The following is a 14,783-nucleotide window of genomic DNA, read 5'->3' as shown; positions in this document are numbered from 1 at the left end:
ACCCGTGGTGCATTTAGGAAATGACCACTTTCAGGTTGTTTAATTTATTCCCTTCACGTTGGTTGAACCATTGAATTAATGTGAGGGACGCTATCTTTGTCACAATTCTGCGCGAAATACCCTTGAACGATTTTGCATAATTCCGCCGTATCATGAACTGGTCACAAAGTTGTGAAAACAATGTTTCGATCCGCTTTCTGGCTTTACGATATTTAGCCGGAAAGTCTCTAAACTCTTTCTGGTTCTTTCGCATCGGTGTTTGCAAATTGATACAACTTGATGAAAATAAATCTGTTTGCCAAACTCTGCTCAAATACCCTTTATCGCCAATCAAAACACAATTGTTTAACTGGCCTTCAATATCGTTTAGGTAATGGATGTCATGAACCGAAGCCTTTGATATATCGTACATTTTTAACACGCCACTCGGTGAGCAAACCGCGTGTAACTTATAGCCAAAGTAGCGCATATTTTGTGCTGCACAAAAACCAAAATCTGGCGAGCTAGATTCAAATTCTTGGCAAATTTTACTGCGATTAGATCGACTCATTTTACACACTTCCAATGGCATGCTATCGACAATATTTATATCGTTATCAACATCTAATCGCGTGACAATAGCGCTTCTGATTTCTTCTAATTTAAAACTCAACCTTCGCGCTCTTCTGTTATAAACGGAGCGCTCAATTTTCCCATTGATGCACGCAGGCAGCTGTTTGAACAAAAAGTGTTCTGAATCAATGCCCAGTGTTTCAGCTGCAAGACTGAGCGCGAGTAGCTCCTTATCGCTTAGCTTAGGTGTTCTGATTTGATTCAAAAAATTATCGGCTGGCTCAATTTCGTGCAAAAGAGACAGAATTTTGCTATAAACGCTGTGTAAGTTACTCATCTCGTTACCATTTTTCTCGTAAACTAATGATAACCTCTTTATGAGGGTGAGTAACTTACCTCCTTCCTAAATGCACTACGGGTATAAATATCTTTATTTAAACCTATTCCACCAACGGCTATAGATGGCTTTCCGCTCAGCTTTTTCGCCCAACCTGCTAGACTCAATGAAGTGTCAAAATCAGGAAACGCAGGCGTTTCGTAACGGCGGGTACTGGCATCAAACATATCAATCCCGGCATCGGCAAACGTGCCTAAAATTTCCTCCAACTCCGCTGGTGATGCAGCAATTTTTGCGTCAAAATCTGACTGCTTCCACTGCGAAAAACGATAAATTATAGGTAAATTACCTGAGACTGCGCGAATAGCCTTGATCACCTCAACTCCATAACGAAGGCGATTTTGAAGGCTCCCGCCCCAGCGATCACTGCGCTTATTTGTACCTTCCCAAATAAACGCATCAATTAAATAACTATGAGCGCCGTGAATTGCAATTGCATCGAAACCAATATGCTTCGCATTTGCGGCACTTCGTTCAAATGCGGAAATCGTATCCGCAATATCCTCCTCACTCATTGGCCTCGTTGGCGCCGACACTTGCTCCATTAACCCCGCCCCAAATGGCGTTGAACCACCTGTAGGCCCCCAAATTCCAGAGGGCCTGCAAGAGATGGCCTCAGGATACAAGCCAGTTCCATTTACTCGTAACGGGCCTTGATGCCAAAGCTGCGGCGCTATTAGGCCGCCTACTGCATGCACCTCCTTCACAATATTCCGCCAGGCATTTAATGCTTCTTCGCCATGCAGTACTGGTTGATTACTATCACCCAAACCCGAATCACCAATAGCGGCAGGATGATCAATACCAACCCCTTCAGTAATAATCAATCCAACATTATGTTCGGCTCTACGGCGATAATAATCCGCAACGCCATCACTCGGCACACCACTTGGACTAAAACCACGAGTCATCGGCGCCATAACAATACGATTCGGGATCTCAAGCTCGCCAAGAGAAAAAGGCTGAAAAATACTACTTAATTTACTCATGCCCACCTCAATATTTCAATCGTACCGCTATAGAAATAATTATTGCGACACTAGGCTTTCTGCAACTGAAAACGTCGTACCCAATACCGTCACATGTAAAATAATCGCTAAACTGTCCATCCACCATCTACATTCAGGACCTGGCCTGTAATAAATTTAGCCCGCTTTGAAGCGAGAAATAAAACGGCTTCAGCAATATCATCGGCTTCACCCAGCCTACCTAGTGGCGTGGTTTGTATGGCACCAGAAACAAAATTTTGAGGTACATCTCCAGATTCCAGGCCGGCCTGGGTAATACCGGCATCAATCACACCGGTGCCAATGACGTTCGCCCTGACACCGTAGCGCCCCTCCTCCCTTGCGAGCCCTTTTGCCAATGCCGCAATACCCGCTTTTGGGACTACCGACAACGCATCTTTTATTGGCCACTTTTCAAGACCACAGCTACAACAAGCAACGTATGAACCTTGCAATTCACGAATATAAGGCAAGCTACTTTGTACAAGATTAAAAAATCCCATAACATCGCTTTGCAAATGAAAATTCATCCTATCCGATTCAATAGCTCCGATATAACGAAGATAAAGAGGCGCACCTGCAGAATAAACAAGCGTATGAATACCGCCACTAGCTTCAGCCACCTTTTCAATGACCTGACTAATGGCGGCGCTGTCCATTAAATCCATTTTATAAGCAGAAATAGCGACGCTACTATTCATATTCTCTGCTAGCAAGGAGTCAGCGGCAGATGTATTGCTATGATAGGTAAATGCAACGGCAGAGCCATTCGCGATTAATTTGTTAACAATAGCGCGCCCTAAACCGCCGGTTCCACCAATAACTAGCGCTGCTCCCGACGCAGGGAACTGTCTATCCTGATTCTCTAACATATATATATTTCCCAACTTACTACGCGGAAGTAACACAAACATACTAATCAAAATGCTTGACGCCGCCTGTATCAGCGCCAAGCCTAAATGAGTAATGGCTTAATCACGCGCTCCTGCCAATAAGCCTCGTAAATTTGACGACATTATTTTTTCGACCGCTGCCGAATCGAGTTTAGAAAATTCCTTGTAATAATCGAGGGGATGCTGCAATCCTTCAGGATGTGGAAAATCACTGCCGAACAAAATACGCTCCACTGGTAACAGCGATGCCAGTTCGCTCATATTGTCTTCATAGAAAGGTACTACATAGACGTGTTTATGAAATTGCTCTACCGGATGCTTGGCGAAATAGCCTGGCATTTGCCCATAAACCATCTCTAAACGATGTAATAGCGTACGCACCCAATGAGCACCATTCTCCACCGATGCAACCCGCACATTTGGAAAACGTTCAAATACGCCATGACAAATTAAGGCCGACAAGCTATCGCTAATTGCGCGTCCCAATGGGTCTAAACACGCTTTAAACGTAGTAGGCTCAAAAGGTATCCACTCTTTCCCACCGCCTTCCCAGCGCCGGCTCAAATCGTCGTAACCAGAATCTGAAGCATGTAAGCACACAAAAATGCCAGCTTCATTTACCCGTGCCCAGAATGGGTCAAACTCGCGGTCTCCTGGCGAACGGCCTCCCAGTATTCCAGGTACAGGCGCGGGACGGATACCCACCACTCTCGCCCCACGCTCCAACGCGACTTCCAATTCTTTAACCGCAAGCGTTACATCTGACAGATTAATCATGGCGACTGGGTACAAACGGTCACTTCTTGAAAAACCCCACTCATCTTCTATCCAACTGTTCAATGATGAAAACAAGCTCGCAATTGCCTCTGGCTTGTGCCCTAGTCTAGCCTCTACAACCGATGCCAAAGTTGGAAAAACCATAGATGCATGGACACCCTGCTCATCTAACTCGCGCAATTTACCGCGCCCTGTACGCCACTGCTCCGGTGGTGAAAGAGGCTTACCGCTTAACTCGCGCATTGATAAACCCTCTGTATTCTGACCGCGATACCACTTTTCATGCGCACCAGGCGACGCAACTACAGCAAAATCGGGATTAGGAATATAGTCGGTAATCACACCTGAAATCGCTAACTTCTTGCGGCCATTAATATCAATAAATTGAAACTCTTTGGCAAATTTTTTCGGTAGATGCCTAAGAAACGCATCCTCAGGCTCGTAAAGATGACTGTCGGCATCATACACGGGAAAATCAATATTTGTGTTTATCGTACTCATTACTACAATCTCCTGCTCTCTCTTAATCTATAGTGAAATAATCATTATTACTTGCCAGATTTCTTAAGTGCTCATAGGGGGTTCCTAAAATATGGGAACACACCGTCAATGCCCTAAAGTAATGACCGATCACGAACTCCTCGGTCAGGCCAATAGCGCCATGCAATTGCACCCCCTGCGCAGCAACGAATGCACTATTTTTACTGACAAGATACTTCGCCTCTGACACGGCAGTGACACTGCCGACATCACCACACTTAGTCTTAGCAATGGCACGATGTATAATCGCCCTAGATTCCTCTATCGCAATTTTCATATCGGCAATTCTATGCTGTAGACTCTGAAACTTACCGATTGCGGTATTAAACTGCTTACGCACTTTTAAATACTCAACAGTGTTATCTATCACTGCGGCCATCATACCTATGGCCGATGAACACAAACCAAGCACCGCAACGTGCTCAGCGTATTGTGTTGCTGCAAGCACCTCATCCCCTGTGGCGATCAAACTGTCTGACGACACCAGCACCTCACTCAACGCAAGTTTTGCCGACAGCGACTCATCGAGCAATGTAAGGGAATTTAAATTTAGTCCCGCTGCGTTAATAGGAACTAGAAACAAACCGCGCTCAATGGAGTTCCCATCGATAATATTGGCTACTACCAAGATATGAGATAGTGCATTCAGACCATAAACATCACCGCCAGCGCCAGTGATCAACATATCTGTTGCGCTAATTTTTTTCGCAGATATCGATTCATTTTTCCCAACTGAACCTCTTATGAGCGGCGATGCCACGACGTTTCCATCAAGTATATTCTTCAATAACGTAGAGGCAGAGGGTGTACTCAATGACGATAGAAGGGCGGTTGGCGCCATAGCCAAAGCCCAATACGGTTCTAGCGGCATTGCCCGACCAAGCTCTTCAGCGATCAGGCAACTTTCGAGAATACCGCCACCGAATCCACCGCTATTTTCGTCTAAGCCCGCGGCCATCCACCCTTGGCTAACCATGTATTCCAACGCCTGCCGATTGACTTCACCACTAGCGGCGTAATTAAGTCGATTTGCAAAGCTGTATTCTTTTTTTACATAGCGACGTACGCTATCGCGCAATAAGGTTTGCTCTTCATTTAATAAAAAATTCATTCACTATCTCCACGCTAGTACGTCAAAATTTTCCCAACATGGCATTCGCGATAATATTTCTTTGAATTTCATTACTCCCACCGTATATGGTAGTTGCACGTCTATACAAATAATCCGCCGCCACACCGTGAGCTAACTCAGGCCCCTGAGGATAGCCTCCCTCTGGTTTTGTCGTATATTTAGGAAAATATACCGCGCCGTAGCTGCCTAGCGCCTCTAATGTCAACGCACCAATTTCCTGCTGCATCTCTGAACCTTTAACATGTAAAATTGATCCTGCCTCCCAAGCCGATATACTCTCCCCGGCACTCGCCTCATGCTCACTCATGGCCCTTAAGGTCATATATTCAAGGGCATTCAAGCGTGCACTGAGATCGCAAATTTTTTCCTTAAAGGAATAACTATCTAGCAGCGGAGGCTGGCCATCAATAGACTGTGATGCAACTTCAATTAAGCGTTTCAGCAGCGCCTTATTTCTTGGAATTTCGGCGCTCCATGAACGCTCGTTCTCAAGAAGGAATTTTGCGTAGCTCCAGCCCTTCCCAAGCTCACCAACTAAGCCACTGGCGGGAACCACAACATCCTCAAAGAAAAACTCATTTAAGGTGTGGCCTTTTTCAATAGAGTAAATTGGCCGCATAGTAATGCCAGGTGAATCTGCTTTGACAAGAAAAAATGAGATCCCCGTCTGCGGCTTTACCGTCTTATCGGTGACCGCTAGCAAAAAAAGCCAATCAGCAAACTGGCCTAGTGTTGTCCAAATCTTATGGCCATTAATAATATAATTGCTGCCGTCAAACTCAGCGCTAGTTTTAAGCGACGCTAAATCCGATCCAGCATTCGGCTCAGAGAAACATTGCCCCCACCAGCTTTCAGCATTCTTTATTTTCGGCAAATGCATCTGCTTTTGTTCTGACGAGCCATAGGTATAAATAACCGGTGCCACCAGTGACAGACCAACAATAGGCTTTTGCGGCGCTCCGGCGCGCATACATTCCTCTTCAAAAACCAACTGTTTTGCCGTCCCCCAGCCAGTGCCGCCGTACTCTACCGGCCAGTTGATTGCTGACCAGCCTTGTTTCTCAAGAATTTGCATCCATAAAATTACGTCTGCTTTTTCTTCATGGTAGGCACGTAAGCCGCGCTGAGCCACCTCGACTGGAAGATTATCAGCAATAAACTGACGCACCTCTTGCCGAAACTCTACGATGGATTGATCGCTAGTTAAGTCCATGACACCCTCGAAATAAAACGTCCTTAAAATAATTTTTTAACATCTGACAATATAACTTTTAAGGTCGGCGTACGCGGCAGGCTATCAACAATCGTCCATTTCGCCGGTATTTGATAAGACAACAAGCGGTCTCTCGCATGCTTTTCAAGCTCTACAACTGTTAATTCAAACCCTTTAGCCAACTCGACGGCTGCGGCCGGAATTTGCCCTAATTTTTCGTCCTCAATGCCGACCACCGCAGCGTCTAGTACGGCTGGGTGTTCACGCAATGATTCAACAATCTGCTCTGGCAAAATTTTAAATCCGCCACGAATAATTGCGCCATCCCCCCGACCCTTTATGAATACAAAGCCATCCTCATCTAATAGGGCGAGATCCGTGGTTCTTATCCACGCTTCGCCCAAGCTATCTACTTGCGCTTCTAGCCAACCAGTCTCTCCTGCTGGTAACACGGTGTCGCCGTCTACATCGATTATGCGAACTTGTACACCCGCAATGGGTTTACCGGCACTACCCAATTTCGTGAGTCCAAAGTCTTTACGCAGCTGGAATGTCCAACTAATAATAGTGCCGCAGAACTCCGTTGCGCCGTAGGCCCACAATAATGGGATGCCATAGCGCTGTTCAAAACTGGTTTGTAATTCTGGCTCCAGCGGCCCTGCCCCACCCGACACCACTTGAATGCTACTCAATTTTTCTTTTGGCACATCAGCGTCAAGCAGTGTTCTTAATATTGTGGGCTGAACAAATAATATTTTTGGCTGATATTGCTCAACTGCCGCCAACCAATCGTCCAGCTTAAATTTTTCTAAAAGAGCAATGGGGCGCTGCAATGCGCTCCCTGTGACCAACTGGCATAAGCCGCCGATGGTGCCAAAAGGCCAACTCACAATATCAGGAGATTTCGCCACCTCAGGGCCAACGGCTAAAATACTATCTATAGCACGCTGGATAACTGAGAATGGCATAGTGGTACGTTTGGGCGCCCCTGTAGTACCGCTACTTAATACTTCAAATCCGGAGTTTCCAGCAGCGCGACGATGGGCAAAGTTTTTTTTGTACACGCCTATTGCGCGACAAGAATCTTCTCGATTCATCGGCAGGACGATGCCAAGTGCGTGGCTATTTTTCACCACCGCGGTGATATCATCGCTCCAATCCTGTTGGTCTCCAATCACCACCCCTAAATTTAATTCCTGTATATCCTTGGCCATGGCAACGGCGGATTGATATGCATGAACCATTGTTACCGCTCTATTCCGAGCGATCATACCCAAAATGACTGCAGCCTGCTGGGGCCTATTACGGGCGACAAGACCAATACTTACGTCACTATCAACATTGTGCTGAGAGAGGAATTCATCAAGCTCGTCGACAATAGCTGCAAATTCTGACCAGCACCAATCCTGCCCGTTGTAGCTAAGCAGAGGCGCTGTATTGTCGGCCCTCAGCAAAGTCGTTAACTTATCTTTAACATCACTCATACAATTCTCTAGCTCTTCGTGATTTGCGCAAATAAAGACTCTGCATTTAACTGACGCTGAAACTCGGCAAGAAACCTTCCTGCATCTGCACCGTTGATAACACGATGGTCATAACTGAGGGATAGTGGCAACATATACCTGATACTTGCCTGCTTATCTGCAGAAAAACTTTGCTTATACTCCGCCCGTGACACACCAATAATCGCAACTTCTGGCGCATTTATAATTGGTGTAAAACCAGTACCGCCCAGATCACCCAGCGAGCTTAGGGTAATGCCGCCACCAGACATTTCCTCCATTGCTAACCCGCGACTGCGAGCTTTAATTGACAACCTCGAAATCTCCTCAGAAATATCGCTAATGCTCTTTGAATCACACTGCTTTACAACACCAACCACTAGCCCCTTCTCTGTATCAATGGCGATACCAATATTGTAATAGTGCTTTAAAATGACATTTTTTCCAGAGTCGTCCAGAGACGAGTTAAATATTGGATACAGCTTTAATGTAGCTACCAAAGCCTTTATAAGCAGCGGCAACATTGTGACTTTCTGTTCTGGAAATGCGTTATTCCACTCCTTTCTTTTTTCATCTAGTGTAGAAATATCAACACTGTCGTGATGACAAACATGAGGAATAAGTAAGGCATTTCTGCTTAAAAACTTTCCGCCAATAAGTTGATTTGCCGGCAAAGCCCTAAGCGATACCTCTCCATATTGCGTGTAATCGATACTGGGGAGTGGCGGCAATTCAGCAAAATGTTCATTCATCAAACCAGCTCTCCGAGCACGGCACCAACTTCATAGACCTCGTCTGCTGGCGCAATTATTTTTAAAACACCAGCGCCAGGTGAAGGAATATCCTGAACCGATTTATCGCTTTCGAGGGCAAACAATAAATCCCCCTCTGCAACACTCTCACCATCGTCAACAAGCCACTGCGCTAGTTTTCCTTCGCTCATAGAAAAGCCAATTTTTGGCATAAGGATTTTCATCGCCATATTATTCTCCTTGAAACCGTCTATACTTACTTAAGAGCCAGTCTAATTTCGTTCTCAAGATCCGCTTCGCTAGTCATAAAGGCCAGCTCTAAGGGTCTTGAATAAGGTACCGGGCACGATGGCGCCCCCACCCGTCTAACCGGTGCAAGGAGATCTCCCCAAAGTTCCTGCTGCACTACCGCTGCGATTTCTGCGCCAACACCAAAGGCTTTAACTGCCTCATGATTTATGACTAAACGCCCAGTGCGCTTAACTGACTCCAGTACCGTCGCCTTATCCCAGGGACTGATGGTACGCAGATCAACGACCTCCAGCTCGACACCTTCTGCGCTAAGCTTTTCTGCTACTGCCAATGCTATCCCCACTTGCGGCCCATAACTAACCACCGTCACATGCTTACCCGCTCTGACAATGTTTGCCTTACCTAAAGGTATTCTTGAATTTTTCTCCGGCGCAGTACCTTTTTGCGCGTAGGCGATAAAGTTCTCAATAAATATGCACGGATCGTTATCAAAGATACATGACTGTAATAAACCATAGGCCTCGGCTGGACTTGAGTATGTGACTACCTTTATACCAGCGGTGTGAGCAAACCACGCCTCTAAATAGTCTGCGTGCTGACCGGCGGTAGACAATCCCGCGCCTGTTGCCATTCTTATTGTCAAAGGCACTTGAGTTTGCCCGCCCGACATGAATCTCAGTTTGGCGGCATGATTGACAATCATATCCATCGCGACCGTCGCAAAATTCATCATCATTATTTCCACAACTGGTCGCATACCAGCCATTGCGGCGCCAATGCCCGCTCCCACAATGGCTTGCTCTGATATCGGGGTAGAGCGCACTCGGCTATCACCAAAGCGAGTCGACAAGCCTCGGGTGACACCCGCGACGCCACCCTCTTCTGGATCAGCGACATCCTCCCCCAGTAAAATGATGCCATCTTCAATAGTCATGGCGTCTGCCAGCGCCGAGTTGATCGCTTCTACGGTGGTAATTTGATTATTTAACGATTCCATCATTCATTTCCTCAGTGTTGGGCTGCCGCGAGCACGTCAATATTTAACTCATCCAGTTCCGGCCATGGTGCCGATAGCGCGCTCGCAATCGCCTCTTTTACTTGTTTGTCGAATGCGACTTCTAGTTCCATCAACACTTGCTCTGAGGCATAACCCTGTTCGATAAGCCATGCTCTAAACTTGGGAAGCGGGTCTTCTGCCATAGCCTTAGCCTTCTCCTCCTTGTCCATATAGCCATCTTGATCACCGAAGACATGACCGTAAAACCGAAAAGTCATTGCCTCAATTAGGGTAGGTCCCTCACCATTCCGGGCTCTATCAATTGCGGTTTTAGCGGCGTTATACATTGCAACTGGATCGTTGCCATCAACATGAATACCTGGCATACCGTAAGCAGCAGCGCGGTCTGAAATTCTCGTCACCGAGGTCGCCTTTTCAAATTTAGTATGCTCACCATAGCGGTTGTTTTGGCACACAAACACTACTGGAAGCTTCCAAATAGAGGCCATATTTAATGCTTCATGAAAGGCGCCAATATTCGAGGCTGCGTCACCAAAATATGCGACACACACTTTCTTTTCATTCTTAATTTGATAGGACAGCGCCAAGCCATTGGCTATGGGAAGACTAGAACCAACAATCCCAGTGGTTAACATACAACCCGTTTCCGGATGGGTAATATGCATGGGGCCGCCTTTGCCCTTGCAGGTTCCTGTAGATTTGCCGGCATATTCCCCCCATAATTTTTCTAGGGGGATACCTTTGCAAACCATATCGTGCATGCCACGATAGATAGTGCATATTGAATCGCTATTATTGAGATTAACTGATATCGCCGCGGGAATGATTTCTTGCCCGCGAGGCGAGTAATAGATCATCGGCAAGCTGCCATTCATGATCACGCGGCGGGCATTCTCGTCATTTATTTTTGCAAGCGCACTTTTCTTATACATATCAAGTAGTATTTCTTGATTCGGAATATCTTGATTTGCCATGATATAATGCCTCTTTTTTTCATTTATTTACTTGGAACTCGATACTTTCTATGCCCATAGAGTCGGAACTATCAGACACTCAGAAAAATATTATTAACGAAGCTGAGAAATTATTTGCCAACCGAGGCTATTACGGAGTCTCGCTACGAGACATCTCTGGTGGCTGTGGTATTTCTCTGAATCTTATTCGTTATCACTTTGGTTCTAAAGACGATTTATTTCGTTTTGCAATACAGCGCAGAACAAAAACAATGAACCGCATTATGTTGGCCTCGCTAAACAAAAACATGCAGGACTCGCAAAGCGCTCCGTCTATTTACTCCGTTGTATCAGCCTATGTCACCGCCTTTGATGTTTTGAATTCAAAAAAACATAAATGGCGAAATTATTTAAAACTTCTTGTTCACTGCGACAGCCTTACTGACAAGCCCGAATTAATCAAAGGCCTGCGAGAAGCTTACCAGACCGTTTTTGAAAGTTATGTCTCTGCCTTTGAAAGCTGTGGTCTGAGCAAAAAAAATGCAAATTTGGCTGTGTATTTTATGCATACCGTTGTCGGCCAATCTGCTGTTGAAGTTTATTCAATATCCCACCTTTCAAATAACGTATGCGACCCCAACAACGACCCTACACACACCGAGCAAAAAATTCGTTTTATCGCCAATGGTCTATTAACACTTACCGATTAAATCATCCACCACATGCGTGCTTGGCGGCCCGTCTACCGGAATAAATACAATCCGCAATTGATGTGCCGCTGATGTAAAATCCGGCGGGAATGCCTACAGCACAACGCCCAACGGCGTACAAACCCGCAATAGGCTCACCACCATTTTGTAAAACGCCACCCGATTGCTCGTCAACTTTTAACCCCCCCATAGGAATAGATGGACAGGGGAACAACTTATTTTTTGTGGATAAGCTCAAGGCGTAATACGGTCCAGCTCCAAGCTTTTGCAAATACGCACTCGATTTTTCAAACGGATCGACACCATTAGTCACAATCTCATTGTAGGTCGCTACGGTATTACCAAGACCGACCTCGTCAATATCGCACTTTTGGGCCAAACCACTTAAAGTCGCAGACTTCTTTAAGTTAACGAGCAAATTCAACAGTAAGGGCGCACCAAAACTCAGCCAATTGTCATTTAATTTCGGCATTGCCTCGCGGTAGGCATTTTTGATCGCAGATTTATCGACGATAAGCCACGCGCAGTCATTCTCTTGCTCTACCAACAATCTACCTAGGTGCCCTAAATACACATCTTCTGCTACAAATCTCTTTCCCGCCTTGTTTACAACAATCCCGCTTACAAAGCTTAGTGGTGGCGATAGCGAACGCCATGCGGAGACTTTATCCATGTGCGACACAATACCGCCGACACTTTGCCCAAGGCGTATACCACTACCGTCACAGCCGACCGTGCCAATGGGAATGGCATCAATATAATTTGCTGCATATTGATTCACCATCGCTCTGTTAAACGCAAAACTACCAGTAGCAAGAATAACGCCGCACTGCGCACTGATGCGGCATACAACACCTTCAGAGGCCTCTAACTCGGCTATGCGCCGTAACGTTCCGAAGGCCAGCGCTGGTATAAATCGCTGGTAGCGATTGATCTTGGCAATCAGCTTTTGATGGCTACGAGCTGCTTTACTTCCCGCCGGTATAAGCAAAGCCTCAACACCAACAACCGCACCGCTCGTATCGACAATTAAACGTGCCACCCGCACTTGACGCCTAATAGCTACGCCACGCTCTGTTGCACTCTTTATTAATTTTTCAGCGAGTACTGATCCGGTAAAACCCTTGCCGCTCACCCTGTGCCCTCTCGGGGCCGGCGTCGAAGCCGCGGCATTGCTTTTGGCACGCTCATTACCGGAGTAATATAAGTCGTAACCGGCGCGAGGATACGATCTTTTACTAGTATCTACTCTGCTACCAAATTCCACGCCGTGTGATTCCAGCCATCGCAGGTTTTCAGCGCTGCGTGCACAAAAATCATGTAATGTGGCATCGCTTACCGCACCCGATATTTCCTTGTGCAAATAGGTATACATTTGTTCTGGAGTATCGTTGAACCCCGCTGCTTGTAAATGTTCCGTGGCACCGCCGTAGTAAATGCCCCCGCTAAGTGCTGTAGCGCCACCACCGTCAAAGCGCTCTAGCACGGTAACTCGCTTACCCTGAGCACATGCTTCTAATGCCGCACTGGCACCTGCGGCACCAAGCCCGACCACAAGAACATCGGTATCTTCACTCCAAAATCCTGGCTCATCGGAGGCGAGTAGCGGTTCATTAACAACATAAGAAGCCGAATCAATAAACTCGCTTACCGGCAATTTAAGCGCACTATTCATACTACTTTTCGGCACTCAAATATGAGTCAATCACACTGTGAAAGTGTATTATTTGCTGCTCTTGCACTGGGTTGGGCCTAAGTATATCGATACCATCCGAGTGCATACCCTTCTGAACTTCTTCCATATTTTTAACGTCTTGCAGTAACAACATCGGAATATCATCGGAATTAACTCGCCAGTTCTCGTACCGCTCCTTTTCAACTTTAGGTGCCTTATCTTTACCCCAAGCGATAATCGCACAGAGATCCAACGTACAATAATTGGGATCGCTATCATGCGGACGAGCACGCATCACTAATGTGCCGTCATAGCCAAACACCAAACTCATATTTGGAAAAACATTCCAATCCACACCAATTTTTGCCGCTGTTTCCGGATCAACCAAGGGGAAAAAAGCACCTTCGGCTTGAGCAGCCTCATACATGCTGGTCACCGCTGCCATCATAATTTCCATGTGATCCAGCCCTGCAGGCAAACCCTCTATTGCTTTAATCCCTGCATCCATTGAGCGCTTAGATTGCTGTCCATTTCTGGTTTTATCTGCAACCTGATCAAAGGTTTTAAAGAAGTTTATGATGGCTGAGCGATAATCCTCTGGCATATCACGGCCGGTGCGACGAGAAGGCGACCCAGGTGGCCGCTCCCACGTGTATATATGATGACCATGAATTCCCTGCGACTGGCTGTAGTTACTTTCATCGACGAACGGCAGAAATTGCGGGTGAACCCCCATAACATGGTAGCTCTCCATAAAGGCCTCTTGCGCCACTTTCCAATTGCAATTTAGTACCAGCGATTTATGCCAGCAATACTGCATATTCTCGAAGCCAAGGACATTCAAAAACTCGGGAACGGGCTTAATAAAATCTTCAAATGGCTGACAGTCTTCATCAAGATTAATAAATATAAACCCACCCCAAAAGCCAAGGTGCACCTCCTTCAGTTTGAGATCGGCGTCTTCCATGTGCTCGCAACCCTGCCAATCCTCTCTGTCTAGGACTCGCTTAATACTGCCGTCTAAATTCCATTGCCACGAATGAAATGGGCAACTCACATGGGAAAGGTGCGCGCTATCTTGAAGGAGCTGGCGGCCACGATGCGGACAAACATTATGAAAAGCCTTAACACTCGTATCCTTTTGGCGTATTAGCAGCACAGACTGACCAACAATATCAAATGTCACTACGTCGCCGGCATTTGGCAGTTCTTCTTCTCGGCACGCCCATAGCCACGCTCTTTTCCAAAGCAATTGCTGCTCTTTCTCTGCAAAGTCTTTCGAAGTATATCTATCGGTAGCAATGGTGAATTGATCACTCACTTTTGAGTTGATTTTATTATTCATCGTCATATTCATTTTAAATTCCTCTCGACTTTTTTGGCTCAGCGATAAAAGAAAACACCGAACCA

14 protein-coding genes are annotated in these 14,783 nt (G+C 46.2%); 1 reads left to right on the top strand and 13 read right to left on the bottom strand.

The window, feature by feature from the left end; translation table 11 throughout:
- Window positions 1-13: 13 nt before the first annotated feature.
- From C0068_RS14875 to C0068_RS14825, 11 genes are all read right to left on the bottom strand, one after another.
- Window positions 14-889, bottom strand: a complete 876-nt coding sequence (locus tag C0068_RS14875; protein ID WP_103682565.1) for an IS982 family transposase — start codon at window positions 887-889, stop codon at window positions 14-16.
- 38 nt (window positions 890-927) lie between these two features.
- Window positions 928-1,938 carry an oxidoreductase gene (locus C0068_RS14870; RefSeq protein WP_103685274.1) on the bottom strand — a complete coding sequence of 337 codons (1,011 nt, stop codon included), beginning with the start codon at window positions 1,936-1,938 and terminating at the stop codon, window positions 928-930.
- 107 nt (window positions 1,939-2,045) lie between these two features.
- Complete coding sequence (locus tag C0068_RS14865) at window positions 2,046-2,828, bottom strand: SDR family NAD(P)-dependent oxidoreductase (RefSeq protein ID WP_123182059.1); 783 nt, start codon at window positions 2,826-2,828, stop codon at window positions 2,046-2,048.
- Window positions 2,829-2,927: 99 nt separating this feature from the next.
- Window positions 2,928-4,127, bottom strand: a complete 1,200-nt coding sequence (locus C0068_RS14860; RefSeq protein WP_199176195.1) for an amidohydrolase family protein — start codon at window positions 4,125-4,127, stop codon at window positions 2,928-2,930.
- 22 nt (window positions 4,128-4,149) lie between these two features.
- Window positions 4,150-5,277 carry an acyl-CoA dehydrogenase family protein gene (locus C0068_RS14855; RefSeq protein WP_103685272.1) on the bottom strand — a complete coding sequence of 376 codons (1,128 nt, stop codon included), beginning with the start codon at window positions 5,275-5,277 and terminating at the stop codon, window positions 4,150-4,152.
- Window positions 5,278-5,299: 22 nt separating this feature from the next.
- Entirely contained in the window at window positions 5,300-6,511 is a 1,212-nt protein-coding gene (locus C0068_RS14850; RefSeq protein ID WP_103685271.1) for an acyl-CoA dehydrogenase family protein, read from the bottom strand.
- Window positions 6,512-6,534: 23 nt separating this feature from the next.
- On the bottom strand, window positions 6,535-7,995 hold the full coding sequence (locus tag C0068_RS14845; protein ID WP_103685270.1) for an ANL family adenylate-forming protein: 1,461 nt from the start codon (window positions 7,993-7,995) through the stop codon (window positions 6,535-6,537).
- 8 nt (window positions 7,996-8,003) lie between these two features.
- Entirely contained in the window at window positions 8,004-8,765 is a 762-nt protein-coding gene (locus C0068_RS14840; protein WP_103685269.1) for a 2-oxo acid dehydrogenase subunit E2, read from the bottom strand.
- The gene (locus tag C0068_RS14835) at window positions 8,765-8,995 is read right to left on the bottom strand and encodes a lipoyl domain-containing protein (RefSeq protein WP_103685268.1); all 231 of its coding nucleotides are present in this window, start codon (window positions 8,993-8,995) and stop codon (window positions 8,765-8,767) included. Before C0068_RS14835 ends, C0068_RS14840 begins: the two co-directional genes overlap by 1 nt.
- A 26-nt stretch (window positions 8,996-9,021) precedes the next feature.
- Entirely contained in the window at window positions 9,022-10,017 is a 996-nt protein-coding gene (locus tag C0068_RS14830; protein ID WP_199176194.1) for an alpha-ketoacid dehydrogenase subunit beta, read from the bottom strand.
- Window positions 10,018-10,025: 8 nt separating this feature from the next.
- Window positions 10,026-11,009, bottom strand: coding sequence for a thiamine pyrophosphate-dependent dehydrogenase E1 component subunit alpha (locus tag C0068_RS14825; protein ID WP_103685266.1), 984 nt, complete (start codon window positions 11,007-11,009; stop codon window positions 10,026-10,028).
- 50 nt (window positions 11,010-11,059) lie between these two features.
- Between C0068_RS14825 and C0068_RS14820 the strand changes: the two genes are divergently transcribed.
- Complete coding sequence (locus tag C0068_RS14820; protein ID WP_103685265.1) at window positions 11,060-11,698, top strand: TetR/AcrR family transcriptional regulator; 639 nt, start codon at window positions 11,060-11,062, stop codon at window positions 11,696-11,698.
- Between the two features lies 1 nt (window position 11,699).
- On the opposite strand, the gene C0068_RS14815 is transcribed toward C0068_RS14820, so the two are convergent.
- Complete coding sequence (locus tag C0068_RS14815; RefSeq protein ID WP_103685264.1) at window positions 11,700-13,373, bottom strand: FAD-binding protein; 1,674 nt, start codon at window positions 13,371-13,373, stop codon at window positions 11,700-11,702.
- A 1-nt stretch (window position 13,374) separates the two neighbouring features.
- Entirely contained in the window at window positions 13,375-14,730 is a 1,356-nt protein-coding gene (locus C0068_RS14810; protein ID WP_103685263.1) for an aromatic ring-hydroxylating oxygenase subunit alpha, read from the bottom strand.
- Between the last annotated feature and the right edge of the window lie 53 nt (window positions 14,731-14,783).

Source organism: Zhongshania marina (assembly GCF_002915595.1).
In the GTDB taxonomy this organism is placed as follows: domain Bacteria; phylum Pseudomonadota; class Gammaproteobacteria; order Pseudomonadales; family Spongiibacteraceae; genus Spongiibacter; species Spongiibacter marinus_B.
Note: the sequence above shows the minus strand (reverse complement) of the source record. Positions and strands in the feature narration are given on the sequence as shown.

Bases quoted from the DNA above. Each gene is read 5' to 3' on its own strand.
- C0068_RS14875 (WP_103682565.1), bottom strand. From the start codon at position 889: ATGAGTAACTTACACAGCGTTTATAGCAAAATTCTGTCTCTTTTGCAC.
- C0068_RS14870 (WP_103685274.1), bottom strand. From the start codon at position 1,938: ATGAGTAAATTAAGTAGTATTTTTCAGCCTTTTTCTCTTGGCGAGCTT.
- C0068_RS14865 (WP_123182059.1), bottom strand. From the start codon at position 2,828: ATGTTAGAGAATCAGGATAGACAGTTCCCTGCGTCGGGAGCAGCGCTA.
- C0068_RS14860 (WP_199176195.1), bottom strand. From the start codon at position 4,127: ATGAGTACGATAAACACAAATATTGATTTTCCCGTGTATGATGCCGAC.
- C0068_RS14855 (WP_103685272.1), bottom strand. From the start codon at position 5,277: ATGAATTTTTTATTAAATGAAGAGCAAACCTTATTGCGCGATAGCGTA.
- C0068_RS14850 (WP_103685271.1), bottom strand. From the start codon at position 6,511: ATGGACTTAACTAGCGATCAATCCATCGTAGAGTTTCGGCAAGAGGTG.
- C0068_RS14845 (WP_103685270.1), bottom strand. From the start codon at position 7,995: ATGAGTGATGTTAAAGATAAGTTAACGACTTTGCTGAGGGCCGACAAT.
- C0068_RS14840 (WP_103685269.1), bottom strand. From the start codon at position 8,765: ATGAATGAACATTTTGCTGAATTGCCGCCACTCCCCAGTATCGATTAC.
- C0068_RS14835 (WP_103685268.1), bottom strand. From the start codon at position 8,995: ATGGCGATGAAAATCCTTATGCCAAAAATTGGCTTTTCTATGAGCGAA.
- C0068_RS14830 (WP_199176194.1), bottom strand. From the start codon at position 10,017: ATGATGGAATCGTTAAATAATCAAATTACCACCGTAGAAGCGATCAAC.
- C0068_RS14825 (WP_103685266.1), bottom strand. From the start codon at position 11,009: ATGGCAAATCAAGATATTCCGAATCAAGAAATACTACTTGATATGTAT.
- C0068_RS14820 (WP_103685265.1), top strand. From the start codon at position 11,060: ATGCCCATAGAGTCGGAACTATCAGACACTCAGAAAAATATTATTAAC.
- C0068_RS14815 (WP_103685264.1), bottom strand. From the start codon at position 13,373: ATGAATAGTGCGCTTAAATTGCCGGTAAGCGAGTTTATTGATTCGGCT.
- C0068_RS14810 (WP_103685263.1), bottom strand. From the start codon at position 14,730: ATGAATATGACGATGAATAATAAAATCAACTCAAAAGTGAGTGATCAA.